22 protein-coding genes are annotated in these 25,367 nt (G+C 41.6%); 2 read left to right on the top strand and 20 right to left on the bottom strand.

Going from position 1 to position 25,367, the window contains the following annotated elements; translation table 11 throughout:
- Positions 1–10: 10 nt before the first annotated feature.
- The 5 genes from DWY31_RS02280 to DWY31_RS02300 all read right to left on the bottom strand — a co-directional run bounded on the left by DWY31_RS02280 (position 11) and on the right by DWY31_RS02300 (position 5,751).
- On the bottom strand, positions 11–457 hold the full coding sequence (locus DWY31_RS02280) for a Mini-ribonuclease 3 (RefSeq protein WP_021861063.1): 447 nt from the start codon (positions 455–457) through the stop codon (positions 11–13).
- Positions 442–1,848, bottom strand: coding sequence for a cysteine--tRNA ligase (gene cysS, locus DWY31_RS02285; RefSeq protein ID WP_118519409.1), 1,407 nt, complete (start codon positions 1,846–1,848; stop codon positions 442–444). Before cysS ends, DWY31_RS02280 begins: the two co-directional genes overlap by 16 nt.
- Positions 1,849–1,870: 22 nt before the next feature.
- Positions 1,871–2,596, bottom strand: a complete 726-nt coding sequence (epsC, locus tag DWY31_RS02290; RefSeq protein WP_021861064.1) for a serine O-acetyltransferase EpsC — start codon at positions 2,594–2,596, stop codon at positions 1,871–1,873.
- Positions 2,597–2,951: 355 nt separating this feature from the next.
- The gene (locus DWY31_RS02295; protein ID WP_118519410.1) at positions 2,952–5,072 is read right to left on the bottom strand and encodes a sensor histidine kinase; all 2,121 of its coding nucleotides are present in this window, start codon (positions 5,070–5,072) and stop codon (positions 2,952–2,954) included.
- Entirely contained in the window at positions 5,044–5,751 is a 708-nt protein-coding gene (locus DWY31_RS02300; RefSeq protein ID WP_021861066.1) for a response regulator transcription factor, read from the bottom strand. Before DWY31_RS02300 ends, DWY31_RS02295 begins: the two co-directional genes overlap by 29 nt.
- A gap of 439 nt (positions 5,752–6,190) precedes the next feature.
- Here DWY31_RS02300 and DWY31_RS02305 point away from each other — a divergent pair, with 439 nt between their 5' ends.
- Entirely contained in the window at positions 6,191–6,850 is a 660-nt protein-coding gene (locus DWY31_RS02305; protein WP_021861067.1) for a TetR/AcrR family transcriptional regulator, read from the top strand.
- 256 nt (positions 6,851–7,106) lie between these two features.
- On the opposite strand, the gene DWY31_RS02310 is transcribed toward DWY31_RS02305, so the two are convergent.
- From DWY31_RS02310 to DWY31_RS02345, 8 genes are all read right to left on the bottom strand, one after another.
- Positions 7,107–7,451, bottom strand: coding sequence for a cupin domain-containing protein (locus DWY31_RS02310; RefSeq protein ID WP_021861068.1), 345 nt, complete (start codon positions 7,449–7,451; stop codon positions 7,107–7,109).
- Positions 7,452–7,594: 143 nt separating this feature from the next.
- Entirely contained in the window at positions 7,595–9,577 is a 1,983-nt protein-coding gene (locus DWY31_RS02315; protein ID WP_118519411.1) for an ABC transporter permease, read from the bottom strand.
- Positions 9,570–10,337, bottom strand: coding sequence for an ABC transporter ATP-binding protein (locus DWY31_RS02320; protein ID WP_021861070.1), 768 nt, complete (start codon positions 10,335–10,337; stop codon positions 9,570–9,572). The genes DWY31_RS02315 and DWY31_RS02320 overlap by 8 nt, the downstream gene beginning before the upstream one ends.
- Positions 10,338–10,485: 148 nt before the next feature.
- Complete coding sequence (locus DWY31_RS02325; protein WP_021861071.1) at positions 10,486–11,481, bottom strand: sensor histidine kinase; 996 nt, start codon at positions 11,479–11,481, stop codon at positions 10,486–10,488.
- Positions 11,478–12,152 (bottom strand): response regulator transcription factor, encoded by a 675-nt coding sequence (locus DWY31_RS02330; protein ID WP_021861072.1) that lies wholly within the window; start codon positions 12,150–12,152, stop codon positions 11,478–11,480. Before DWY31_RS02330 ends, DWY31_RS02325 begins: the two co-directional genes overlap by 4 nt.
- Before the next feature lie 195 nt (positions 12,153–12,347).
- A complete protein-coding gene (locus DWY31_RS02335; protein WP_117537135.1) occupies positions 12,348–12,983 on the bottom strand; it encodes a cell wall hydrolase in 636 nt (211 codons plus the stop codon).
- A 234-nt stretch (positions 12,984–13,217) separates the two neighbouring features.
- Positions 13,218–16,415, bottom strand: a complete 3,198-nt coding sequence (gene carB / locus DWY31_RS02340; protein ID WP_118519412.1) for a carbamoyl-phosphate synthase large subunit — start codon at positions 16,413–16,415, stop codon at positions 13,218–13,220.
- Entirely contained in the window at positions 16,415–17,485 is a 1,071-nt protein-coding gene (locus DWY31_RS02345; protein ID WP_021861075.1) for a carbamoyl phosphate synthase small subunit, read from the bottom strand. The genes carB and DWY31_RS02345 overlap by 1 nt, the downstream gene beginning before the upstream one ends.
- A 296-nt stretch (positions 17,486–17,781) precedes the next feature.
- On the opposite strand from DWY31_RS02345, the gene DWY31_RS02350 reads away from it, so the two are divergent.
- Positions 17,782–19,053, top strand: a complete 1,272-nt coding sequence (locus DWY31_RS02350; RefSeq protein ID WP_118519413.1) for a peptidoglycan-binding protein — start codon at positions 17,782–17,784, stop codon at positions 19,051–19,053.
- A gap of 133 nt (positions 19,054–19,186) precedes the next feature.
- Here DWY31_RS02350 and rseP read toward each other — a convergent pair whose 3' ends face one another.
- The 7 genes from rseP to DWY31_RS02385 all read right to left on the bottom strand — a co-directional run bounded on the left by rseP (position 19,187) and on the right by DWY31_RS02385 (position 25,184).
- The gene (gene rseP, locus DWY31_RS02355) at positions 19,187–20,221 is read right to left on the bottom strand and encodes an RIP metalloprotease RseP (protein WP_117537398.1); all 1,035 of its coding nucleotides are present in this window, start codon (positions 20,219–20,221) and stop codon (positions 19,187–19,189) included.
- Positions 20,222–20,238: 17 nt separating this feature from the next.
- The gene (gene dxr / locus DWY31_RS02360) at positions 20,239–21,381 is read right to left on the bottom strand and encodes a 1-deoxy-D-xylulose-5-phosphate reductoisomerase (RefSeq protein ID WP_118519414.1); all 1,143 of its coding nucleotides are present in this window, start codon (positions 21,379–21,381) and stop codon (positions 20,239–20,241) included.
- A 38-nt stretch (positions 21,382–21,419) separates the two neighbouring features.
- On the bottom strand, positions 21,420–22,226 hold the full coding sequence (locus tag DWY31_RS02365; protein ID WP_118519415.1) for a phosphatidate cytidylyltransferase: 807 nt from the start codon (positions 22,224–22,226) through the stop codon (positions 21,420–21,422).
- A complete protein-coding gene (locus DWY31_RS02370; RefSeq protein WP_117537134.1) occupies positions 22,219–22,941 on the bottom strand; it encodes an isoprenyl transferase in 723 nt (240 codons plus the stop codon). Before DWY31_RS02370 ends, DWY31_RS02365 begins: the two co-directional genes overlap by 8 nt.
- A 66-nt stretch (positions 22,942–23,007) precedes the next feature.
- Positions 23,008–23,559, bottom strand: a complete 552-nt coding sequence (gene frr, locus DWY31_RS02375) for a ribosome recycling factor (RefSeq protein ID WP_021861080.1) — start codon at positions 23,557–23,559, stop codon at positions 23,008–23,010.
- Positions 23,560–23,577: 18 nt separating this feature from the next.
- Complete coding sequence (gene pyrH / locus DWY31_RS02380; RefSeq protein WP_021861081.1) at positions 23,578–24,273, bottom strand: UMP kinase; 696 nt, start codon at positions 24,271–24,273, stop codon at positions 23,578–23,580.
- Between the two features lie 86 nt (positions 24,274–24,359).
- Positions 24,360–25,184, bottom strand: coding sequence for a hypothetical protein (locus DWY31_RS02385; RefSeq protein ID WP_021861082.1), 825 nt, complete (start codon positions 25,182–25,184; stop codon positions 24,360–24,362).
- Between the last annotated feature and the right edge of the window lie 183 nt (positions 25,185–25,367).

A 25,367-nucleotide genomic window follows, 5' to 3' on the forward strand; every position in this document is an offset into this window, starting at 1 on the left:
GTCCGACTCCTTATTGTTCCTCTTCAAGGCTCTTAAGTCCCATTTTCACCAGTTCCATCATTCTTGCGTAATCCTTTTTCAGATACAGATATCCCATCACTGCTTCAAAACCGGTCGCACGTCTGTAATCAGTCACAGACTGGTTCTTCGCAGGTGATACACTCTTGGAATTCCGTCCCCTTTTGTAAATGCTGTGCTCTTCTTCTGTCAGTTCTTCCTGCAGAACACGCATCATTTTAGACTGTGCTTTTGCCTGCACATAGGTACTGGTTTCTTTGTGCAGTTTCTGTACCGGTTTGTTGCCCTGGTTTACAACTAACGTCTTCATGATCAGATCGTAAATACTGTCACCGATATACGCCAGAGTAAGAGGTGAATATTCTCTTATATCCACCTCTTTTAACCGGAACGTTTCCTGCATGCAGGAGTCAAACTCCCAGTTTATGCTCTTTTCCATTGTACTCCTTCTCTTGTATCTTTTAAAACGATACCTTTTTCTAATAACTCGTCACGGATTGCGTCTGCTCTTGCGAAATCTTTCGCTTTTCTTGCTGCCTGACGCTCTTCGATCAGTTTTTCAATATCTTCATCCAAGATGTCTTCCTTCTTGTCAACGAGCAGTCCAAGTACATCTGTTAATTTTACCAGAAGATCAAAGAGTTTGCCAAGGTATTCTGCTGAGCTCTCACTGTCTGTATTACTGTTTGCAAATTTAACAAGGTCAAATACTGCTGCGATTGCATCTGCTGTATTGAAATCATCTTCCATTGCTCTCTCAAAATCAGCAACAAATGCATCTGTCTGTGTAAATAACTTGTTCTCTTCCTCTGTCATCTTTTCATTTGCAGCATTTTTCTTTAAGAATTTCAGATTATCTGCCGCATTGACAATACGCTCCAGACCATTCTTGGATGCTTCCATAAGATCTGCGCTGAAGTTCAGCGGACTTCTGTAATGTGCGCTTAACATAAAGAAGCGAAGCACCTGCAGATCATACTGTTCACTGATCTCACGGACAGTGCGGAAGTTTCCTAATGACTTGCTCATTTTGCGATTATCGATATTTAAAAATGCATTGTGCATCCAGTATTTAGCAAATTCTTTTCCGTTGGCAGCTTCACTCTGTGCGATTTCATTCTCATGATGTGGAAATACAAGATCTTCTCCACCGGCGTGAATATCGATCTGCTCACCCAGATATTTTTTAGACATCTCTGAGCACTCAATGTGCCATCCCGGACGTCCCTCGCTCCACGGTGCTTTCCAGAAAGGTTCTCCTTCTTTTTTCGGTTTCCAGAGAACGAAATCCAACGGATCTTCTTTTTCATCTTCGCCGCTTACAAGGAGTGATCTCTCACCGGATCTTAAATCATCCAGATTTTTATGGGAAAGCTTTCCATAGTCTTTGAATTTTCTTGTGCTGTAATATACCGTTCCGTTTTTCTCATAAGCATAGCCTTTGTCGATCAGTGTCTGGATCATCTCAATCATTCCGCTGATTTCTTCTGTTGCAAGCGGATTCTTTGTTGCCGGCTCGATGTTCATTCCATCCATATCTTTCTTACACTCTGCAATATAGCGTTTGGAAATCTCATCGGACGAAACGCCTTCTTCATTAGCTTTCTTAATGATTTTATCATCTACATCTGTGAAGTTGGATACATAATTAACATCGTATCCTTTGTACTCAAAATAACGTCTGACCGTATCAAATACAATCATCGGTCTTGCATTTCCGATATGGATAAAATTATAAACCGTTGGTCCGCAGACATACATCTTAACTTTGCCTTCTTCCAGCGGGGTAAATTCTTCTTTTTGTTTTGACAGTGTGTTATACAGTTTCATCTTTGTCTCTTCCTCTCTTTTCTTATTCTTCTCTGGAACTTTCTATGAATTCCATTTTTTCTATTTCTTTGATCAGTTCCTTCTTATCTTTACGCAGGCATTTCATATTCTTCTCCATTGCACGGATCTCTTCTCTCATGCGGAGATTTTCTTCCTGCAGGTTCTGGATATCTGCGCTGATCGGATCTGGTAAATGTACCTGATCTAGATCCATACGCGGAATCTTCTGGTCATCCATCTTCACAATTCTTCCCGGCACACCGACAACTGTACAGTTCGGCGGTACTTCTTTTAATACAACCGCTCCGGCGCCAATCTTGGAATTTTCTCCGATGGTGAAGGAACCAAGTACTTTTGCGCCGGCACTTACCATGACATTATCTTTAAGTGTCGGATGCCGCTTTCCCTGTTCCTTACCTGTCCCACCAAGGGTGACACCCTGATACAGTGTAATATTATCACCAAGCTCTGCTGTCTCTCCGATGATCACACCGCTTCCGTGGTCGATAAAAAGTCCTTTGCCGATCGTAGCTCCTGGATGGATCTCAATACCGGTTTTGCGCACGGCACGCTGTGACACCCATCTTGCCAGAAAATAATGTTTCTTTAAATATAATTTATGTGCAATTCTGTAATGTAAAATTGCCTTGAAACTGGAATATAAAAAAACTTCCATATTGGATTTGATCGCAGGATCCCGTTCACGAACAACCTGAATCTCCTCTTTTACGTAAGAAATAACTCCCATATCTATCGCTCCTTCATTATAAAAAACGCCTCTTGCTTTCGCAAGAGGCGTATATATCGCGGTTCCACTCTTCTTCCAGAATCAGACCTTCCTGCTGAAATGTCCCCCGCTTAAGGAAAATCTTCTTCTGCTTAAGTACACGTAACGTGTGTAATTCCGTACCCGGCTACCCATCTTATCTGAACGCGTCAGACTACGCTCGCCGGATCAACTCCCGAATGCACTTCACGATGCTCTTTTCTGAAAACCGCTTTCAGCCGGTGACGGTTTCTCTCTGACAGTTGCAAGTATCGCTACTCTTTTCGTTCATCGTCTTTTCATATAGAATATACTATATGCGAATTATCGGCATTTGTCAATGGGAGACAAGCGGAAATCTCAATGTTATTTTGAAAAGATCTGCTTCTGTCTCAATATTCAGATGTCCTTTCTGCAATTCTGTAAAACTGCTTACAATGGCAAGTCCCAGTCCGGAACCTTCGGTTTTCCGGGATTCATCTCCCCGCACAAACCGTTCGGTCAGTTCTTCTGGTTTTACATGCAGTTCTTCTCTGGAAACATTCTTCATATGCACAACCGCTTCTCCATCTTCTTCACGGATGGAAATATAGGCTCTCGTATGCGGCATCGCGTATTTTGTAATATTAACAAGCAGGTTTTCAAAGATCCGGTATGTTTTCTGGCTGTCCAGATGTACGATCAGCCTTTCTTCCGGAAAATCGCAGCGGAACTCCACACCGGATTTCCGGATCTGTTCATCCAGTTCCAATTTTACCTGTTTAAACAGATTTACCATATCCAGATCCAGCAGGTTCAGTTTGACAGCCTGGCTGTTCGCTTTGCTCACTTCAAACAAATCTTCGATCAGTACTTTCAGTCGCAGTGATTTTCGTTCCAGAATCTCAATGTACTCTTTCTGTTTTTCTTCATCTTTTTCATTTTTCAGAAGATCCACATAAGTAATGATCGCCGTGAGCGGTGTCTTCAAATCATGCGAAACATTGGTGATCAGTTCTGTCTTCATCCGCTGGCTCTTCACTTCTTCATCCACTGCCTTTTTAAATCCGCTCTGAATCGTTCCAAGTGCGTCACCGATCGGCTGGAACATCCTTAAATCCGTACCTATTTCTGCATCCAGATTGCCGTCTGCGATTGCTTCTGCTGCATTCAAAAGCTGCATGTATCTGCGTCTCATTCTGCGATACCAGATATTTAATACAACAAATAAAAGGACTGCATCACACAGAAGAAACCACAACATATCCCCCTGTCCGACTATAAAACAAGGCACTAATAATATGGAATTAATAAGAACAACCTTTAACATATAACGCTGTCCTCTGTCTCTAAAATCAATCTTTTCCAGCATATAGAGGGTTTTTCTGCCAGCACTTTTCACGGTGCCGCAGATTTTTCCGGAAATATTCTTTATCGTCTGCCGTTTCCTGCAGCACAGTGAATATTCTTTTATATATCCTCTGACTCCACAGGTCCAGATATGTCTGAGATTCGTCACGATCCAGTAATCCACAGCAAATACTGCCGCCCACAAAAGCGTTTCCGTGCCTTCTGACTGCAAACCGTCTGTAACACGTGCCCGGACAAGCGACGGCGCACACGTAAGCAACACAATGAATGCAGGCACAGCTACTTCCACAGGAGCCTGGAAAATCCGTTCTTCTCCGGTCTGAAAGCTCTTCACTGACGGATAAACACATGCAAGAAGCGCAACTGCAGCAAGCAGTGCATAGATCATCCTGTCTGCTGAATCCGGTACTTCATCCTGTTCACTGAAATCCATTTCCGTGCTGTCTTTTAAATAAGCTTTCAGATTTTTCTCTGTAATTCCATAACGGAATGTGCAATTCTCCGGATTCTTTAATATCGTATTTGTTTTTCCGTCTGTCTGCGTATCTGCTTCATCATCTTCATAAAGAAACGCCTCATCCGGCTGTGTACTTACATCGTTCAATGCCCGCCTGAGCGCAAGAAGCTGTTTGCTTTTGTTACTTCCGGATAAAATCTGCGCCATTGGTTTTCCATTTTTATCATACTGGATAGTAAATGAAAATGCATATTTCGTCATATCATCTTCCATCGCCTGTTCACCTGTACTGACAGAACTTCTTGCTATGACCTCACCTTTTTCATTTTCCATTTCGTAATCAATATATGGATAGAGCATTTTGTAATTTGTAAGCCATTCCCAGTATGCATCCTGATCCAGCATATCCCGTAACTTCGTGCGTTCTTTTTCCGTTCCGTTTTCATTTGTATACATAATATATCCATTCTGAACGAATGGCATCATAAAATCTTCAGATGACTCGTGGCTTCTTTTTTCCTTTTCTACGTTTGCCGCGGCCTCTCTCTGATAGAGCTGATATCTTCCGACAACCATCGCAGCCGGTATCAGTATCGTAAAAAAGATTAGTATGCACGCCAGTTTATGCCTGTTTTTCAATTTTGTATCCAACTCCCCACACCACCTTCAAATATTTTGGTTCTTTCGGGTTAATTTCTATTTTCTCCCGAATATTTCTCACATGCACCATAATAGTGTCTGTATTCACCGCCTCTTCTTCCCATACCCATTCATAGATTTCATCAGCGGAAAATACTCTGCCTGGATGTTTCATTAACAGCAGAAGAATCTTATACTCTGTCGGTGTCACTTTCACGTCTTCCCCATCTACGCTCACTGCTTTGCGGTCCTCATTCAGTTCCAGTCCACCGATTGTATAAATATGTTCCTTTTCTTCTTTTTCCTTTAATCTGCCCATAAAATTCCGGTATCTGCGAAGCTGGGAATTAACTCTAGCTAACAGTTCCATCGGTGTAAATGGTTTTGTCACATAATCATCCGCTCCCATATTTAGTCCCATGATCTTGTCTACTTCTTCTGATTTTGCGGATAAGAAGATAACCGGGAAGTCATATTTTTCTCTTAATTTTACCGTCATTGTAATTCCATCCATGCGCGGCATCATAATATCTACGATCGCGAGATGGATTTCTTCTTTTTCTATCACCTCCAGACCTTCGATTCCATCTTCTGCCTGGTACACTTCGTATCCCTGGCTTTTCAGATAGATCTCAATTCCCTGACGGATCTCCTTATCATCTTCCACTACAAGTACGTGATTCATTTCCATTTTCTTTCTCCCTGCTTCTCTCTTAAATATCATGTCGGGGCAAACCCGGCTCCGATACCTGCGGATTCTTCCGCATTATTCGGTATCTTAAAAAATGTGTGGATACAGTTTCTTTTTCTCTAACCTTTGTATCATATCACATTTTATGATTCAAAGTATAAAGATCTTTTCTTAAGAGCCGCCGGATAGCTTTCTAAAGATTTTCTAAAGAAAATACCCGGAGCAGCTTTTCTTGCATACACAATATTTTTCTGTTATTTCTTACAAGAATAACAGTGATAAGCGCGATTGCCACCAACACCTTTCCTATAAAAAGTCTATATTTATTATGATTTTCTATAAATTGTTTCTATGTATTTTCACCTTGACATACAAATAAACTACCGATATAGTAGATTAAGTACTTTCTATATGTACCACAGAAAGGAGGCATTTTCAGATGTCTTTAAATGCGAATAACAGTAAGGAATTACAGAAGAAACAGAACACCATCACTTTCATCAATGCTGCGACAGAGATGATCGCTGAATTAGGGATTGAACATATTTCGATTCGAAAGATTGCAGAAAAAGCCGGATTCCACAACTCAACCATTTATCTTTATTTTAAAGACCTGGATGAACTTCTGCTCCTCGCTTCCATGAAATTTTTTCAGAAATACAGTCACTCTCTCAGTCTTTTGAGCAAGACAGCTACTACATCCGGTGAGACTTTCATTAAGATCTGGGATTATTTCCTGACAACGGTTTTCAAGTGGCCAAATCTGTTCTTTAATTTCTTCTACGGAAAGCGAAGCGACGACCTGACGCCTTATATGAACCATTATTATGAACTCTATCCGGAAGAACGTAACGAATATACGGACGATATCCACAACATGTATTACGGCAAGAATATTGAGGAACGAAGCAGCAACCTGCTCAAAACTGTCCTGAATGAAACAGATAAGGTGACTGCAGATAATATGGATATGGTAAATGAGATTATTGTCAGCTACTGCAAATACAAGCTGGAGCAGAAACGAGCGAATATGGATCTTGACAACACGAAGTTAAAAGACGAATGTCTGCATGTCATCTCCTATGTTACAGGCGTATAAATGCAGTTCATTGTGTAAGCATAAATCTGTACCTGGCTCATCGTATACCTGCAGAACTTGCCATCGGCAGCTTCCTCTGGATGCTATGGCAACACAAAAAAGTCAGCTTTCCCAAACCGGAAGCTGACTTTTTTATTTGTTATGGCGACAAGGAAAATGCGCCCTGCTTGCATGGCAGCATTTGACGACAGCTAATCAGCGATAAAATTCGCAGAGCGCGTTTTATCGCTGTTATAGCGTCCGGGAAATAACTCCCTTATTTTTTCAGAATTAATGCTGCAAATACAACATCTTCTTCCCCGTCGTTGCGGATCCCGTGTCCGTCTCCGTCCTTACAGAAGAATACATCTCCCGGTTTTGCCGGAATCTTCGTGCCATTATCTTCGTAAATTCCTTCACCTGACAAAATATAATACGTTTCCGTCTCTCCATGATGTTCATGGTGCCCGAGCTCAGAATGTGGCGGCAGTGTCACTTTACTGAACATCTTACAGTGCGCACCAAGTTCCTCTGCACCAAGCAGTGCCTCCTTCAAAATATATCCTTCTCCACCACTTGGTTTTTCAACTTTTACGATCTCTCTTTCGCCTTCTCTTGTCATTGTTTTCTACCTCCTTCTTCCACTCACTCTGCCTCTGCTGATAAACAGTTTTTCAGAGTCCTATAAGAACAAGATACAACCTGTGGTGGCAATCCGTCAATCCACTTTTTCAAAATACTATGCCTTTTCGTACACTTCAAAATCTAATTTACGATTCGATAATATTCTTTTGCAGTAAGACTGTAGACGATTGCATAAAATACAGCAAACACACCAATTGTTGTAACCGTACATCCCGCAAACAGAGCTCTGTTACTTAAATTCAGTACACGCAGAAGTTTTACCATGATCGGAAATGCCACAATTACATGCAGAATTGCCATAAAAAGCGGCAGGAAAAATACACTTAAGATCTGGCTTCTGATGGAACGACGCACTTCGCGCTTACTCATTCCGACATTCTGCATAATCTGAAACCGTTTTCTGTCTTCAAAGCCTTCGGATATCTGTTTATAATAAATGATCAGCACCGTTGCGATCAGGAACAGGATTCCCAAATAAATTCCAATGAAGAACAATCCGCCATAGAGACCATAGAAACTCTCCCTGCTCGTCTCTCTGCTTTCCATTTCTGTATAAGGCACTTTGTTTAGCCCTTTTTGTAATTTTCCCAGTATCTTTGCATTTTCTGCATTCTTTCCATTCAGGTCAAATGCTGTATAATAGCGGAGCATCTGCTGATTTTTCTTAAAAGCTTCCGGTACATTCTGCCCAGAATAATTCTGCATCTGCAAAATTTTTAAAATCGCATCTGTGTTTTTGAAAACAATATAATAATTACCATATACCGACTGTGTTTTCTCCACCTCTGCTTTCAATTTCCTGATCTGTTTTTTCACATGAAAATTCTCTTTTGCAATTTTCAGATCATAATAATTATATTTTCCATCCGGACAGTACAACAGAATTTCGTTTTCATTTAATGTTTCTGTTTTTCCTTCCATGTGATTATAATCTTCCAGCGGAAGCAAAGTCAGATAGCAGATTTTTGATGAATTATATGCATCCGCATTTATTTCAAACTGTTCGTCTTTCTGTGATGCCATAAGCTGACCGCATCGGTAAGAAATCTGTGATTGTCTCTGTAAATGCAGACGATCACATTCTTTTTCAAGGGCTTCCTGCAATTGATTTCTGGATTCTCTGCTAGTCTGATAATTTGTTACTGCCACTGCTTTCGGGAAACGTGTATGTAAAACGTCCTCCATTCCTGCATACAGTGATGTTGTTGTAGATATCATTACAAGCACCATCGTACTTAAGATACAGATATTTGCAAGCCCGACTGCATTCTGTTTCATCCGGTAAATCATCCCTGATATGGTTGTAAAATGTCCCTGTCTGTAATAATATTTTTTGTTTTTCTTTAAAATCTTCAAAAGCGCAATACTACCTGCTGTAAACAGCGCATAAGTACCGATGATGACAAGAACCACCGCCAGAAAAAAAGTTGATAAAGCTTTTAACGGCTCTTTTGTAGTCAGGGCGATATAGTATCCGCTTCCCAGTGCCAGGACTCCGACAAGGGCGAGCAGCCATCTCGTCTTCGGCTCTTTCTCTCCCTGACTGCTTCCACGCAGAAGTTCCATCGGATTCGCAATCTGCACCTGCAGAAGATTGTAAATAAACGTAAGCATGAAAATGATCAGAAATAAAACGAGACAGTCTTTTATTGCCGCCATGCTGACCGCAAACTTCATTTCCACTCCGCTGTGCAGGATTTTAAGCAGGATCAGATACATCATTTTTCCGAATATAATTCCAAGGATCAATCCTCCGATCATGCTGACTCCTGCAATGATCACCGTCTCTACTGCCATCATTTTCGCAATATGCCGTTTTCCCATTCCGAGAACATTGTAAACACCAATTTCATTTTTTCGCTGTTTCATCAGGAAACTGTTTGTATAAAAGAGAAAAATCACAGAAAAAATAACCATCACGCCTGTTGCGTACTGCAGGCAGAGCCGCAGCGTTTCCATTCGCAGGTCTTTGCTTTTTGTCAGTGCATCAAACATATAGAACATCATAACCATCAACATAGAGGTCAATATATATGGCATGTAAGTCTTCCGGTTATTTTTCAGGTTTGTGACGGCAAGTTTTGCATAAATGTTTCTAGCCAATGTGCTCACCTCCCGTTGCAAGAACGCTTAAGGTGTCTGAAATCTTCTGATACATCTCATCTTCGCTCAGATTTCCACGATATAACTGATGAAACACCTCTCCATCCTTGATGAAAAGCACTCTTTTCGCTGTGCTTGCCGCACGCACACTATGTGTAACCATGACGATCGTCTGTCCGTCCTCATTGATACCGGTAAAGAGATCAAGCAGTGCTTTGGAAGCCCGAGAGTCCAGCGCTCCTGTCGGTTCATCCGCGAGAAGGAGCTGTGGTTTGGTAACCAGCGCTCTGGCAACTGCCGCACGCTGTTTCTGTCCTCCTGATACCTCATATGGATATTTGTCCAGAAGCTGCGTGATCTCAAGCTGCTTTGCAACCGGCTGCAGCCGCTCTTCCATTTTCCCATATTTCATTCCAGACAATACAAGTGGAAGAAATATGTTGTCTCTTAACGAAAATGTATCCAGAAGATGAAAATCTTGAAATACAAATCCGAGATTTTGTCTTCGGAAAGCTGCCATTTCTTTCTCTTTTATCCCGGAAAGGTCGCGTCCTTTCAAATACACCTTTCCTTTTGTAGGTCTGTCAAGTGCTGCCAGAATATTTAAAAGTGTTGATTTTCCGGAACCGGACTCTCCCATAACTGCTACATATTCTCCCGGTTCAACTGAAAAATTAACGTTTCGCAGCGCCTCTACCTGGTTGCCTCCAAATCTGGTCGTATATACTTTTTTTACATTTCTTACTTCTAATAATGCCATTTGTTTCACCCTTTCCATATCATCTGTTTTACATCTATGATTATAGAAAAAAGGAAAATGTACAGCCATCGATTCAGGTTACATTTTCCTTCCTGTTTCTTACATTTTTGTAAGATATCTCATTTTACTTCCAGATTCTCTTTTGTATCTATTCAACCGGTAATTTTTCTCTGGACAAATCCATGCAGGCTCTTGTTCCTTTCCCCGCTTCCGATTCCAGCCACAATCCATGCTGAAGCTTATCCATTACCGATTTGCATAAATAAAGTCCGATGCCTGTCGATTTCTTATCATTTCTGCCATTATAGCCGGTAAATCCGCGTTCAAAAATCCGTGGCAGATCTTCTTCACGAATACCGATCCCAGTATCTTCCACAACAAGTATCTGACCTTTTTTATAAATATGCACACTTCCGTTTTCTGTATATTTCAAAGCATTGGAAAGCAGCTGCTCCAGAACAAACGACAGCCATTTTTCATCGGTTAATACTGTTTCCTGAATCGGCTCATATACCAGTGTGATTTTCTTTAAAATAAACATCTTGGAATACTTGCGCACTACTTGGCGGATAACCGTATCAAGATCACAGACTGCAAAGGACAGATCCGCTGACATATCTTCCATACGCAGATAAGTTAAGACCATTTCTACATACTGCTGGATTTTAAATAATTCCATCTCCAGTTCTCTTACCAGAACCGGATGCTCCTCTTTTTCTGTCTGAAGCAGGAGATTCATCGCTGCGATCGGAGTCTTGATTTGATGCGCCCACATACTGTAATAATCCAGCATGTCCTGCCGCTCTATTGCCTGTTCCGACTCAGTCTCATTGATCTGCGTATATAATTTCTGTACCAGTTTCTGATAATCCTGTTCCAGAAGTGTGGTTCCTTCTGCAAATTCCAGAATCTGCTCTTTCTCACCTTTTATAACATTCTGCAGTTCTCTGTGCGTTCTTCTGTATCTTACAAATCCAAGAACCGCATAAAGCAGGCTCCACACGCCTGACAGTAGAAATGCATATTCCACACATGCCAGATCGATATGATACAGATCAAATATAACGAAAAAGATTCCATACGCACCCAGATACATACAGATCTGCGTCCGATGTTCTTTTATATATGCTCTTAAGATTTTCATAGTTCCACCAAATATCCAATTCCTTTTTTCGTACGGATCACATCTGTCATTCCGATACTTTCCAGTTTTTTACGAAGTCTTGTCACATTAACTGTAAGTGTATTATCGTCCACAAACGAATCATTTTCCCAGAGTCGTTCCATGATCGTATCTCTTGAAACAATCTTTCCCGCATTTTCAAGTAATATCTGTAAAATTCTAAATTCATTTTTTGTCAGCTCGACTCTCTGCTCCTGATAAGTCAGCACTGCATCATTCAGATTCAAAAGAGCACCTTTATATTCTATCGCATTTGTCGTTCCGCCAAAAGAATAGGTTCTTCTAAGCAGTGCCTGTACTTTTGCAGTCAGAACTGTCAGATCAAATGGCTTTTCAATAAACTCGTCCGCACCCATATTCATCGCCATGACAATGTTCATATTGTCATTTGCTGAAGAAAGAAAAACAATCGGTACTTTCGACACTTCACGAATCTTCTGGCACCAGTAAAAGCCATTAAAAAACGGAAGCATAATATCCAGGATCACAAGTTCCGGTTCAAAAGCCAGAAATTCCTGCAATACATTTTTCAAATCTTCTGTCGTTTTTGTTTTGTAATTCCATTTTTCCAAATGCATTGCCACTGTCTGTGCAATCGTCTGGTCGTCTTCTACAATTAAAATCTTATACATCTTTTTCCCCACCTGCCGAGACTATGGTAGCCATCCCGCTCTGATTAGCGGTCGTCAAATGCAGCCATGCAAGCATGGTGCATTTTCCTCGTCGCCATAACAAAATGAGCAGAAACGTTCCGCCTCTGCTCTTACATCCTAATACCTTGTCCGGAAGTTGTCAATTCCAGAAATAAGACTTTTTTGCTCTATCTCTTAGTGGAAATAATGATCACCGATCTTCTTTCCGGAGCCTCCCTGATTAAAATACAGACATCCATTTATCGGATCTTTTCCTTTTAATGCATCCGCTGCTGCTTTCCAGGCGGTTTTGGTATAACTTTTATTCTGCAAAACACGATTCAGCCATCCGCTGCCTGCCGGTCCGAACTGTCCGCGCTGATAGATAACTTCCTTCATAGAATCCGGATAAGTTTTGCTTTTTATCCGGTTTAAAACAACCGCTCCCACAGCAACCTGTCCTTTATACGGCTGATTTCCCGCTTCACAGAATATAAGCGCTGCTAACAGCTCCTGCTGTTTTTTCAGTTTCTTTTGTTCCTGTTTTTTTCTTGCTTCTCTTTTTGCACGAATTTTCTGTCGTCTGATTTCCTGCTCTTTTTCCAATACTGCCTGCTTTAATCTGATCTTTTGTACTCGTATTGTCTCCCTCGTCTGAACTGCAATCGATCTGGAATGTCTGACGTTTCCCTCCACCGATGCCGCTTTCGCTGTAAATCCAGTCATACACACGGTACATATCAAAGCCGCTAAGAATAATACAATCTTTTTACTTCCCTTACCTGCAGAACCTGCCACTGGCAACTTCCTCCGGATGCTATGACAATTCATAAATATAATACCCTCCTATATGTGCCAAACCATTTTCTTTACATAAATCATACTCATTCATTTCAATTTTATTACAAATATTACAAAAATGTTACGCACAACGTCTGGTATCATATCATAATCTGGCTGTTCTGTCAAATATTACTCGAAGAATAGAAAAATCAAATAGGACAAAATTCCTAATATGTAAAAAACCTGCTACAGAATCCTGTAGCAGGTTTTATCTTGACATCTTTAAATTGTGGCAATATCGATCAATGTCAGTTTCTTAATATCTGTATTCTCCAGACTGGATACAAGCGCTTTTGCTGTATCAATCGCTGTCAGTACATTCACACCTGTCTCAATCGCATTTCTACGGATCACAAAACCATCTCTGGAATGTTCTGCTCCCTGATGCGGTGTATCGATAACAAGGTCGATCTTATGTCCCAAGATAAGATCCATCAGGTTCGGAGATTCCTGCTCGATCTTATTTACTGCATTTGCTTTCACTCCTGCTTCTTTCAGGATATCCGCAGTTCCTCTCGTTGCAAAGATCTTATATCCAAGTTTCTCGAATCTGCGTCCGATATCGATTGCTTCTTCCTTATCTTCATCACGAACAGTCATGATCATATTCTTATGCTTCGGCAGACGGATTCCGGCTCCGATAAATGCCTTATACAATGCTTCGTCAAATGTCTTCGCAATTCCCAGACACTCTCCGGTAGATTTCATCTCAGGTCCTAAGCTGATATCTGCACCACGTATTTTCTCGAAGGAGAATACCGGCATCTTAACAGCAAAATAATCTGCTTCCGGCTGTAATCCTGGTGTGTATCCGAGATCTTTGATCTTTGCTCCGATGATGACTTTTGTTGCAAGCGGAACGATTGGGATACCGGTTACTTTACTGATATATGGAACCGTACGGCTGGAACGAGGGTTTACCTCGATGACGTACACTTCTTCACCACATACAATAAACTGGATATTGATCAGTCCGATAACGTGCAGTGATTTTGCAAGTCTTCTTGTATATTCTGCGATCGTCTGCTTCGTCTTCTCGGAAATGCTCTGTGCCGGATATACGGAAATACTGTCTCCGGAATGGATTCCTGCACGCTCGATATGTTCCATGATTCCTGGGATCAGGATATCTTCGCCATCGCATACTGCATCGACCTCAATCTCTTTACCCTGCAGATATTTATCTACAAGAATTGGATGATCCTGTGCAATCCGGTTGATGATGCCGATAAATTCATCAATATCATGGTCGTTGATCGCAATCTGCATTCCCTGTCCGCCAAGTACATAAGAAGGTCTCACAAGTACCGGATACCCCAGTCTATTTGCAACTTCTTTTGCTTCTTCTGCTGTAAATACAGTACCTCCTGTTGGTCTTGGAATCTTACACTCTTCCAGAATCTCATCAAACAGCTCACGGTCTTCCGCTGCATCTACATTCTCGGCAGAAGTTCCAAGGATTGGAACACCCATTTTCATAAGCGACTCTGTCAGCTTGATCGCTGTCTGTCCACCAAACTGTACAACTGCTCCGTCCGGTTTTTCAAGATCAACAATACTCTCTACATCTTCCGGTGTCAGCGGTTCAAAATACAATTTATCTGCAATGTCAAAGTCTGTACTTACTGTCTCCGGGTTATTATTTACAATGATTGTCTCATAGTCTTCTTTTGCAAATGCCCATGTACAATGCACAGAACAGAAATCGAACTCAATTCCCTGTCCGATACGGATCGGACCTGATCCAAGAACAAGTACTTTCTTCTTGTCATTCGTCTCTTCAACTTCGTTCTCGCTGCCAAATACAGAATAATAGTACGGCGTTTCTGCCGCGAACTCAGCCGCACACGTATCAACCATCTTATATGCTGCCGTAATTCCATATTCATGGCGCATATCGTGAATCTGGCGCTCTGTATTGCCTGTTAATTTTGCAATAACAGAATCTGGAAATTCCATACGTTTTGCTTCTTTTAATGTCTCTGCATTCAATGTTTCATTCTGCAGCTTCTGTTCCATCTCAACAAGAATTGCAATCTTGTCAATGAACCATTTGTCAATCTTTGTGATTGCATGAATCTCATCATAGCTGATTCCCTGGCGGATCGCTTCTGCAATCTTCCAGATTCTTCTGTCATCTACAACTTTTAACTCTTCTAACAGCTCCTCATCTTTCAGATATGAAAAATCGTAAGACATCAGGCTGTCTACATGCTGCTCCAGAGAACGGATTGCTTTCATAAGTGCACCTTCAAAGTTATCACAGATACTCATAACTTCTCCGGTTGCTTTCATCTGTGTTGTCAGTGTACGTTTTGCACTGATAAATTTATCAAATGGAAGTCTCGGGATCTTTACAACGCAATAGTCAAGCATTGGCTCGAAACTTGCATAGGTCTTCTTCGTAACTGCATTCTTAATCTCATCCAGTGTATATCCAAGTGCGATCTTTGCAGCAACTTTCGCAATTGGATATCCGGTTGCTTTGGAAGCCAGTGCAGAAGAACGGCTTACACGCGGATTTACCTCGATAACACAGTACTCAAATGTGTCAGGATTCAACGCATACTGTACGTTACATCCTCCGGTAATATTCAGCTCGCTGATAATGTTCAGCGCAGAAGTTCGCAGCATCTGGTACTCCTTATCACCCAGTGTCTGGGAAGGTGCAACTACGATACTGTCACCGGTATGCACACCAACCGGATCTATATTTTCCATATTACATACAGTAATGCAGTTTCCATTGCTGTCACGCATTACCTCATACTCAATCTCTTTCCATCCGGCGATACAACGCTCTACCAGTACCTGTCCGACACGGGAAAGTCTGAGACCATTTTCCAGAATCTCAACTAACTGTGTTCGGTCGTGGGCGATACCACCGCCGCTTCCACCAAGTGTGTAAGCCGGACGAAGTACAACCGGGTATCCGATCTTCTCCGCAAATGCAATACCATCTTCCACATTCTCAACAACGAGGGAAGCTGCACATGGCTCACCGATCTTCTCCATCGTCTCTTTAAATTCCAGACGGTCCTCTGCTTTCTTGATTGTCTGGGAAGTGGTACCGATCAGGCGTACGTTATGCTCTCTTAAGAAACCATTCTCTTCCATCTCCATGGCAAGGTTCAGTGCTGCCTGTCCACCAAGCGTAGGAAGTACACTGTCCGGTTTTTCCTTTAAAATGAGCTGTTCTACAACTTCAACGGTAAGTGGTTCAATATATACACGGTCAGCAATATCTTTATCTGTCATAATCGTTGCCGGGTTAGAGTTCAGAAGAACAACTTCAAGCCCTTCTTCTTTCAGTGAACGGCATGCCTGTGTACCGGCATAATCGAACTCTGCCGCCTGTCCGATTACAATCGGACCGGAACCGATTACTAATACTTTTTTGATATCTTTAATTCTTGGCATTACTGTACCTCCTTCATCATATCCATGAATCTGTCAAATAAATATCCTGAGTCCTGTGGTCCCGGGCAAGCTTCCGGATGAAACTGTACGGTAAAGATATTCTTTCCGACATAAGACAGACCTTCATTGGTTCCGTCATTGACATTTACAAATGCTTCTGTTGCGATTGATGAATCCAATGTAGAAGCATCTACTGCATATCCATGGTTCTGAGAAGAAATGTACACACGGTTATTACTTAAATCTTTTACCGGGTGATTTCCACCTCTGTGTCCATATTTTAACTTATATGTCTTTCCACCATTTGCGAGTGCCATAAGCTGATGTCCCAGACAGATTGCAAAGATCGGAATATCACTGTCATATAACTTCTTCACTTCTTTAATAATAGAAACACAGGTCTCCGGATCTCCAGGTCCATTTGAGAGCATGATACCATCCGGTTTAGAATCAATGATTTCTTGTGCAGATGTATGTGCCGGATAAATGGTCACTTCACATCCACGCTTATTTAAAGAACGGGCGATGTTATTCTTGGCACCAAAATCCATCAATGCAACTTTTGGTCCATCACCTTCCAAGATATAAGATTTATCACAGGTTACTTCTGATACAACGTCTCCGACTACATATTCTTTTAACTTCGGAAGGATCTCATCCAGATCGTAATTCTCATTCGTTGTGATCATACCGTTCATCGTACCTTTCTCACGAAGAATCTTCGTCAGCGCACGCGTGTCAATTCCTGCAATTCCCGGAATGTCCTGCTTTTCAAGAAAATCCTGAATTGTTCCTTCACATCTGAAATTGCTCGGTACTCTGGAAAGTTCTCTGACGATATAACCTTTTGGCCAGGCTTTCTTCGATTCCATATCCGGTGTAATTCCATAGTTGCCGATCAATGGGTATGTCATAACGACTGCCTGTCCCGCATAAGAAGGGTCAGTTAATACTTCCAAATATCCTGTCATTGAAGTATTAAACACAATCTCGCTGATCATATCTTTTTTAGAGCCTATGCTGGTTCCGGTAAAGACGGTTCCGTCTTCTAATATAAGAAATGCTTTCATATATCCACCTATTCCCTTCCTGATTATCCTATTGTATCCGTGGGTTTCCAAGGTATCTTTTTCCGCCAGAGTTTTAAGCAAACGCATTCCCCGGCTTGTCGCCTCCATAAAAAAAGCAGTCTGCGTATGCACAACTGCTCTGTTATGACACTTGTTCAGACGCCTTCGTCTCCACAAATTGTAAAAATTATACTACATATTTTTTTTAATTTCAACCTCATTCCCGTAAAAATATTCATATTCTTTTTCTTATCTGCATACATTATACATGACAAAGTATTTTGAGGTATGATCCCATGCCAGAAAACGACCGTATAAATACGTCTTTGCCGGACAATTCTGCAAAAGGCAGTCTGAAAGTCAGCCTTACTTCCTCTCTCACTGCCGCCCCGGTTGCAAATGCTAAAGTATCCATCTCTTACACCGGTATACCAGACAGTACTCTGGAAGAACTGATAACTGATTCTTCCGGTCAAACAGAATCTCTTACATTAGATGCACCGCCTCTGGAATACAGTCTTGATCCCGCCTTTGACGAACAGCCTTACTCTGAATACACACTCCGCATAGAAGCCGAAGGATATGCGCCAATCAGTGTTGCCGGTGCAGAAGTTCTTGCATCGACGCTCTCTCTGCAAAATCTTGCGCTTGCACCCCTTGGCGCTGAAAACAATGATTCCGTCTATGTTATTCCTGCTCATACTCTATATGGAGAGTATCCGGCAAAAATTCCGGAAGAAGAAATAAAGCCTGTTCAGGAATCCGGGGAAATTGTTTTAAGCCGGGTTGTTGTTCCTGAATATATTGTTGTCCATGATGGAAGTCCGAGAGATTCCACCGCTAAAAACTACTATGTAAAATATAAAGATTACATCAAAAATGTTGCTTCCAGTGAAATCTATGCGACCTGGCCTGCCGCCACGATCCGTGCAAATGTGCTTGCCATCATGTCTTTTACCCTGAACCGTGTCTACACAGAGTGGTACCGCAATCAAGGCTATGACTTTACGATTACTTCCTCTACGGCTTTCGATCACAAATGGATTCCGAACCGGAATATTTTCGATTCCATCTCTGTCGTAGTCGATGAGCTGTTTGCCGACTACCTCTCCAGGCCAAATGTCAAACAGCCGATCCTCACGCAATACTGTGATGGGCGTCAGGTACAGTGCCCGAATTGGATGACACAGTGGGGATCTAAATCACTTGGAGATCAGGGTTACACACCAATCGAAATTCTCCGTTATTATTATGGAGATGACATGTATATCAATACTGCTGAAGCAATTTCCGGTGTTCCGGCATCATGGCCGGGATACGATCTTAGTGTTGGTTCTTCCGGTGACAAAGTACGTCAGATGCAGGAACAACTCAATGTGATTGCCGGTGCCTATCCTGCGCTTCCGAAAGTAGATGCCGATGGAATTTACGGCACAGCTACGGAAAACTCAGTTCGGAAATTCCAGTCCATTTTTAATTTACCCCAAACCGGAGTTGTAGATTATAAAACATGGTATAAAATTTCTGAAATCTATGTCGGAGTCTCCAGAATTGCTGAATTAACATAATTATATTTTCAAAAAGCTGTCCAGGAGCAATATCATTTTCACTTCATGATATTGTTCCGGACAGCTTTCTTTTATCATCCGGGATAATAAGCACTACCTTCCGTCTGTGACGTTCTGCTAATACCGTATAATCCTAGAAAAATATTCTCTTTACATCATTAAACAATACAAACACCATCAAAAGCATCAAAAGCACGAATCCCAGTCCATGCACATAGCCTTCTTTCTCCGGTGGAATCCTCTTTCTCCGGATTGCTTCTACAAAGAGAAACACCAGTCTTCCTCCGTCCAGTGCCGGAAGTGGCAGCAAATTCATAACTCCCAGGTTTGCCGATAATAAAATTCCGATATAGAGAAACTGTTCAATTACAACAATCGCTCCATAGCTCTTCGTCTGTTGGTATGCATCTGCTACAACATTTACAATTCCGACCGGTCCGGATAACTGATCCATTCCTATCTTTCTCATAACTAACATTTTCAGGCTGTCTACCGTCGAACAGATCCAATATTTCACTTCATAAACACCATACTGGAGACTCTCTGCAAAAGAAGCTTTTGTATTACCGGCCCCTGTGATTCCATAACGATAATATCCCAACTTCTTATCCATCTTCGGAGTCAGCTTTACAGTATAGGTTTTCCCATTTCGCTCATAGGTAACTTTGGCAGCCTCTCCCTGATGAAACTGATTGTAAGAAGTAACTTCACGAAAAATGTGAATCTTTTTATCTCCGATTTTTACAATCTTATCTCCTGCCCGAATGCCTGCCGCAGCAGCTGGATACCCCTGTTCCACAGAAGCCGCTACCGGAGCGTCATATCCTACCATCATAATCAATACTATTGATGCGATAAATGCAAGAATAAAATTAAAAACCGGTCCTGCTGCAATAACAGAAATTCTCGCCCACACAGATTTATTATTAAAGTTTCCCGGTGCATCTGACGCTTCGTCATCTTCTCCCATCATGCACAAGCCGCCAATTGGAAAAAGTTTCAGACAATATCTTGTTCCCTTATACTCTTTTGAAACAAGATTCGGTCCCATTCCGATTGCAAACTCTTCCACATCAATTCCATTTTTTTTTGCCAGTGTGAAATGTCCCAGTTCATGAAAAATTACAATAAAACTGAAGACCAGTATTGCAAATATAATACCTACTATATTACTCAATCTAATTATTACCTCCTGCTTTCGATTCGTTCATACGTCTCTGCTTCGGTCTGGAGAATCTGTTCCAGTGACGGATTCGCTATACTCTTATGTGCATTCATACAGTCTTCGATGATTTCCATAATTTCCAGATATTTGACTTCACGTTTCAGGAACTTGCTTACCGCCAACTCATTTGCCGCATTGAGCACGGTCGGAAGACTTCCGCCTTCTCTTCCTGCCTTATATGCGAGTTTCAGACCATAAAACGTATCCATATCCGGCTTTTCAAAATCCAGTTTTCCCATTTCCCAGAAATCCAGTCTGTCACCCGGCAGATATCTACGCTCTGGATAATAAAGCGCATACTGAATCGGCAGTTTCATATCTGGTGTTCCAAGCTGCGCCATTACGGCTCCGTCTTCATATTCAACCATGGAATGAATGACACTCTGTGGCTGTACAACAACCTGGATCTGATCCACATTTACATCAAACAGCCATTTCGCCTCAATCACTTCCAGTCCTTTATTTACCATTGTAGAAGAATCGATGGTAATTTTCTGTCCCATCGACCAATTTGGATGTTTCAATGCATCTTCCACACGGATATTCAGAAGATCTTCTTCTTTTTTTCCGCGGAATGGACCGCCGGATGCCGTCAGAAGTATCTTGTGGATCGGATTGCCTTTATTTCCCTGAAGAGACTGGAAAATAGCACTGTGTTCACTGTCTACCGGTAAAATACGGACATTATATTCCTTTGCCATCGGCATGATCAGATGTCCGGCTGTTACCATCGTCTCTTTGTTGGCAAGCGCAATGTCTTTTCCTGCCTGTATCGCTGCGATCGTCGGACGCAGTCCGATCATTCCTACAATTGCCGTCACAAGAATCTCTGCCTTTTCAAGCGTTGCGATCTCAATAAGCCCCTCCATTCCTGTTACAACTCTTGTATCTGTATCTGCAATTTTTACTTTTAACTCTTCTGCTTTGCCTTCGCTCCATACAGCAACACACACCGGATGAAACTCCCGGATCTGTTGTTCCAGCAGTTTGATATTCTTACCGGCTGCAAGCCCAAGCACTTCAATATCTTTATTTTCTCTAACTACTTCGAGTGTCTGTGTTCCAATCGATCCGGTGGAACCAAGAATTGCTATTTTCTTCATAAAATCCCTCTCTTTAATCCTATAACCACTGTTTTATTTTACAGATTGCCGGCGAGAAATGTTGTCAGGAAATAAATGACTGGTGCTGTAAAAAGAACACTGTCAAAACGATCCAGAATACCGCCGTGTCCCGGAATCAGCGTACCATAATCTTTGATATCATGATTTCTCTTAATGGCAGAAGCTGCCAGATCTCCAATCTGGGAAATCGCTCCTCCGGCTCCGCAGATGATTGCATAATGCAATGCATTTGCCTGTGCTCCAGCAAAATGATTCATTGCAGCTGCAAATATCGCGCCAAGCAACGCTGCACCTACAATTCCTCCGATTCCACCTTCTACCGACTTCTTCGGGCTTAACTTCGGCGCCATCTTATGTTTACCGATCAGCATGCCGACGCAATACGCACAGGTATCACATCCCCAGGAACTCAGGAAAATGAGCCATACTACAATGCCACCATCCTCTAACATTCTTGTCTGATATACATAAGACATCATCATTGCCACATAAAATACTCCAAAAAATACTGTTGCAACCTGATCTGCTACAAATGCAGGATACGAAAATACATAAACTGCCATCAATACGATCATAAATCCCATGATCAGTAGCGGCAAACGATTTAACTGATTCGTATACAGAAGTGCATAATAAGCTACTGCTACCAGATAACCGGCAAATGCAATTGGTTTCTTCTGCACACCCACTACCTTATACAATTCTGTCATACCGATCAGACTGATTACGCCAAGTACGCCAAAGAGTACTTCTCCTCCGCATCCAACTGTAGCGATCAGGATGATCACCAGAACAATTCCACTTAAAAGTCTTGTTTTAAACATCTTTTTTCTGTTCCTCCTTCACGCCTCCGTAGCGGCGGTCTCTTCTATTATATTGCTCAATCGCCTTTTCCAGTTCTGCTTTTGAAAAATCCGGCCACGGAACATCTGTAAAATAAAATTCCGTATATGCAAGCTGCCAGAGCAGATAATTGGATAATCTGAGTTCCCCACTTGTACGGATCAGAAGATCCGGATCCGGGATTCCATGTGTATCCAGATAGCCTGAAATAACTTCTTCTGAAATCTCTCCCGGCTTTAATTTACCTTCTGCACAGTCTGCGGAAATTCTGCGGACTGCACGCATAATCTCATCTCTGCTTCCGTAATTCAATGCAATCTGGAAATTCAGTCCACCGTTATCCTTTGTAGCTTCTTCCAGTTCCTCTATACGATTTCGGATGTCATCATCCAGTCTGGTCTTATCACCGATTACACGGACTTTCATATCATTTTTCGCTGCTGTTTTCAGGCAGGTCTTCATATAACTGCGCAACAGCTTCATCAACGCGTTCACTTCATCTGCCGGACGGTTCCAGTTCTCTGTCGAAAACGCATATACAGTCAGATATTTGATCCCCATTTTCCATGCTTCTTCACAGATTTTCTCAACATTCTTGCTTCCCTGTACATGCCCATAATTACGTGGCATTCCTTTTGCTTTCGCCCAACGTCCGTTTCCATCCAAAATAATCGCAATATGCTGCGGTACATTCATCTGGTTTCTCCTCCCACGAATGGGGGACAGTTACCAAAATCTCTTTGGCTTCTGTCCCCTCATTTATTAAACCGTCATTACTTCTTTTGATTTTGCTTCAACTGCTTTGTCAACTTCTTTGACATATTTGTCTGTCAGTTTCTGAAGATCATCTTCCATATCCTTAATCTCATCTTCAGATACATCAGAACCTTTCAGTTTCTTGAATGCATCATTTCCGTCACGACGAATATTACGGATTGCAACCTTTGCTGCCTCTCCTTTTTTCTTAACATCCTTTACCAGTTCTTTTCTTCGTTCCTCGGTCAGTTCCGGGAATACCAGACGGATACATGTTCCATCGTTTGTCGGATTGATTCCAAGATCAGAAGTCATGATCGCTTTTTCGATTACTTTTACCATCGACTTCTCCCATGGCTGGATCTGGATCATACGCGGCTCCGGTACAGATACGTTTGCAACCTGCTGGATTGGTGTCGGTGTTCCATAATAATCTACCATGATTTTATTCAAAACATTTGGATTGGCACGTCCTGCACGGATTGCTCCGAGCTCTCCATCCAGATTACCCATTGTCTTGGTCATCTTCTCTTCATATGCTTTTAATTTCTCGTTCATAAATATTTCCTCCTATTATTATACAGTTACTTTTGTACCTGTAAATGTTCCTGTCATCGTCTCAACGATACTGTTCTCCTCATTCAGTCCGAATACTAGCATCGGCATCTTATTTTCCAGGCACATGATAGATGCTGTCAGGTCAACTGCCATCAGCTTCTTATCGATGATCTCCTGAATCGAAATCTCATCATACTTCTTCGCATCCGGATTCACCTTCGGATCGCTGTCATAAATTCCATCAATTGCTTTTGCCAGAAGCATTGCATCTGCCTCGATCTCGATCGCACGGAGAACAGCTCCTGTATCTGTTGAGAAATACGGATGTCCTGTACCGCCTGCAAAGAATACAACCTTTCCTTCATTGAGTGCTTCTACTGCTGCATCTTTGGAAAATAGTGATGTAAATGCACCACATACAAATGGTGTGAAAATCTCTGTCTCCATTCCGACATAACGGAAAATATCAGATACATAAATACAGTTCATAACCGTTGCAAGCATACCGATCTGGTCAGCTTTCACACGGTCAATCGTCTCACTGGTTCTTCCTCTCCAGAAATTACCGCCTCCGGTTACGATTGCAACCTGGATGCCATCGTCTACCAGTTTCTTAACCTGCTTTGCAACGCCTACACATGTAGCTTCATCAAATCCGGTTTTTTTATCTCCTGCGAGTGCTTCCCCGCTGAGTTTTAATAATACTCTTTTCATCGGTTTTCAAACTCCTTATCTTTTCTCTTTTTATGTTTTCACATACTTGTTGTAATTATAACATAGGAATTTCAAAAAAGGAATAACTATCGCATTTCTTCTGCTTTTTGTACAACAAAAAGCTTATTTCCTTCTTTTGCTATATAATCCAGATTCCATCCGGTGCTTGCCTTTTCACCTGCTGCTCTGTACAACAACGCTGCATCGTAGCTGTATGCAACCTGATGCAACTTATAAAAAAGACGATTTGGTGCAGTCGCTGCATCCTGCATAAATCCGAACGCTGCATCATAGTCCTTATTTGCCATTGCCCTCCGGAAATTATTGCATGCACACAAATGTGCAAAAAGAGCCTGTCCTTTTTTATTTTTAGAAAGTTTTCTGCGACATGCCTGTTCCAGCTCCGGAACTTGCTGTCCCATGTCTCTCTGAAAATAGATCATGGATAATAACAGATAATAATTCAGTGCGAATTCTCTTTTTAATTTTTCTGGATTAATCGCCATCAGCGTATCATATGCTGCATCTATATTTCCCTGATAGTACCTTGCGACTGCAAGATTACAATTCACACGATCTTTGAAAAATGGCTGCTTTATACGCATTGCACATGCCTCATATAAAAACGGATCACATTCCTCAAATAAAATCTTCTCTATTTCCAGTTTCCCAAATGCTTCCAACAGACATGCCAGAACAGCAATTGCGGCATATGCTGCAAAAACAGCCACATATATCAGGAAAGTTCCAAATATTCCAAATGACCAGGAACATATATCCAGATCCAGTTTGAAAATCACCATGTAAATCAGAAACAAAATATCTATTGCAATGGCTCCATACGAAGCCCACATCTTCTTATGATATTTGTGTAACCTTTTCTGAATCTCGTTTTCTAATTCTATGTCCATCTTAAGTCCTCCATTCTTGTCTTTCTTCTTACTATTATAGAAGATATACCGGAAAATGCACTTAATTTTTTCTGAATATTTTGTGAAATCTGCTTTTTATATTCTTTATTTCCAATGGAAGTGAAACATGAATGAAATTATTCCATAAAATAAAACAACACACAGGGAGCAGTTCGTCCTGAT

Origin of the sequence: Dorea sp. AF24-7LB (genome assembly GCF_003478575.1) — a bacterium.
Lineage (GTDB): Bacteria > Bacillota > Clostridia > Lachnospirales > Lachnospiraceae > Dorea_D > Dorea_D hominis.

Coding starts and splice junctions, on each gene's coding strand:
- DWY31_RS02280 (WP_021861063.1), bottom strand. CDS start 457: ATGGAAAAGAGCATAAACTGGGAGTTTGACTCCTGCATGCAGGAAACG.
- cysS (WP_118519409.1), bottom strand. CDS start 1,848: ATGAAACTGTATAACACACTGTCAAAACAAAAAGAAGAATTTACCCCG.
- epsC (WP_021861064.1), bottom strand. CDS start 2,596: ATGGGAGTTATTTCTTACGTAAAAGAGGAGATTCAGGTTGTTCGTGAA.
- DWY31_RS02300 (WP_021861066.1), bottom strand. CDS start 5,751: ATGGAAATGAATCACGTACTTGTAGTGGAAGATGATAAGGAGATCCGT.
- DWY31_RS02305 (WP_021861067.1), top strand. CDS start 6,191: ATGTCTTTAAATGCGAATAACAGTAAGGAATTACAGAAGAAACAGAAC.
- DWY31_RS02310 (WP_021861068.1), bottom strand. CDS start 7,451: ATGACAAGAGAAGGCGAAAGAGAGATCGTAAAAGTTGAAAAACCAAGT.
- DWY31_RS02320 (WP_021861070.1), bottom strand. CDS start 10,337: ATGGCATTATTAGAAGTAAGAAATGTAAAAAAAGTATATACGACCAGA.
- DWY31_RS02325 (WP_021861071.1), bottom strand. CDS start 11,481: ATGAAAATCTTAAGAGCATATATAAAAGAACATCGGACGCAGATCTGT.
- DWY31_RS02330 (WP_021861072.1), bottom strand. CDS start 12,152: ATGTATAAGATTTTAATTGTAGAAGACGACCAGACGATTGCACAGACA.
- DWY31_RS02335 (WP_117537135.1), bottom strand. CDS start 12,983: ATGAATTGTCATAGCATCCGGAGGAAGTTGCCAGTGGCAGGTTCTGCA.
- carB (WP_118519412.1), bottom strand. CDS start 16,415: ATGCCAAGAATTAAAGATATCAAAAAAGTATTAGTAATCGGTTCCGGT.
- DWY31_RS02345 (WP_021861075.1), bottom strand. CDS start 17,485: ATGAAAGCATTTCTTATATTAGAAGACGGAACCGTCTTTACCGGAACC.
- DWY31_RS02350 (WP_118519413.1), top strand. CDS start 17,782: ATGCCAGAAAACGACCGTATAAATACGTCTTTGCCGGACAATTCTGCA.
- dxr (WP_118519414.1), bottom strand. CDS start 21,381: ATGAAGAAAATAGCAATTCTTGGTTCCACCGGATCGATTGGAACACAG.
- DWY31_RS02365 (WP_118519415.1), bottom strand. CDS start 22,226: ATGTTTAAAACAAGACTTTTAAGTGGAATTGTTCTGGTGATCATCCTG.
- DWY31_RS02370 (WP_117537134.1), bottom strand. CDS start 22,941: ATGAATGTACCGCAGCATATTGCGATTATTTTGGATGGAAACGGACGT.
- frr (WP_021861080.1), bottom strand. CDS start 23,559: ATGAACGAGAAATTAAAAGCATATGAAGAGAAGATGACCAAGACAATG.
- pyrH (WP_021861081.1), bottom strand. CDS start 24,273: ATGAAAAGAGTATTATTAAAACTCAGCGGGGAAGCACTCGCAGGAGAT.
- DWY31_RS02385 (WP_021861082.1), bottom strand. CDS start 25,184: ATGGACATAGAATTAGAAAACGAGATTCAGAAAAGGTTACACAAATAT.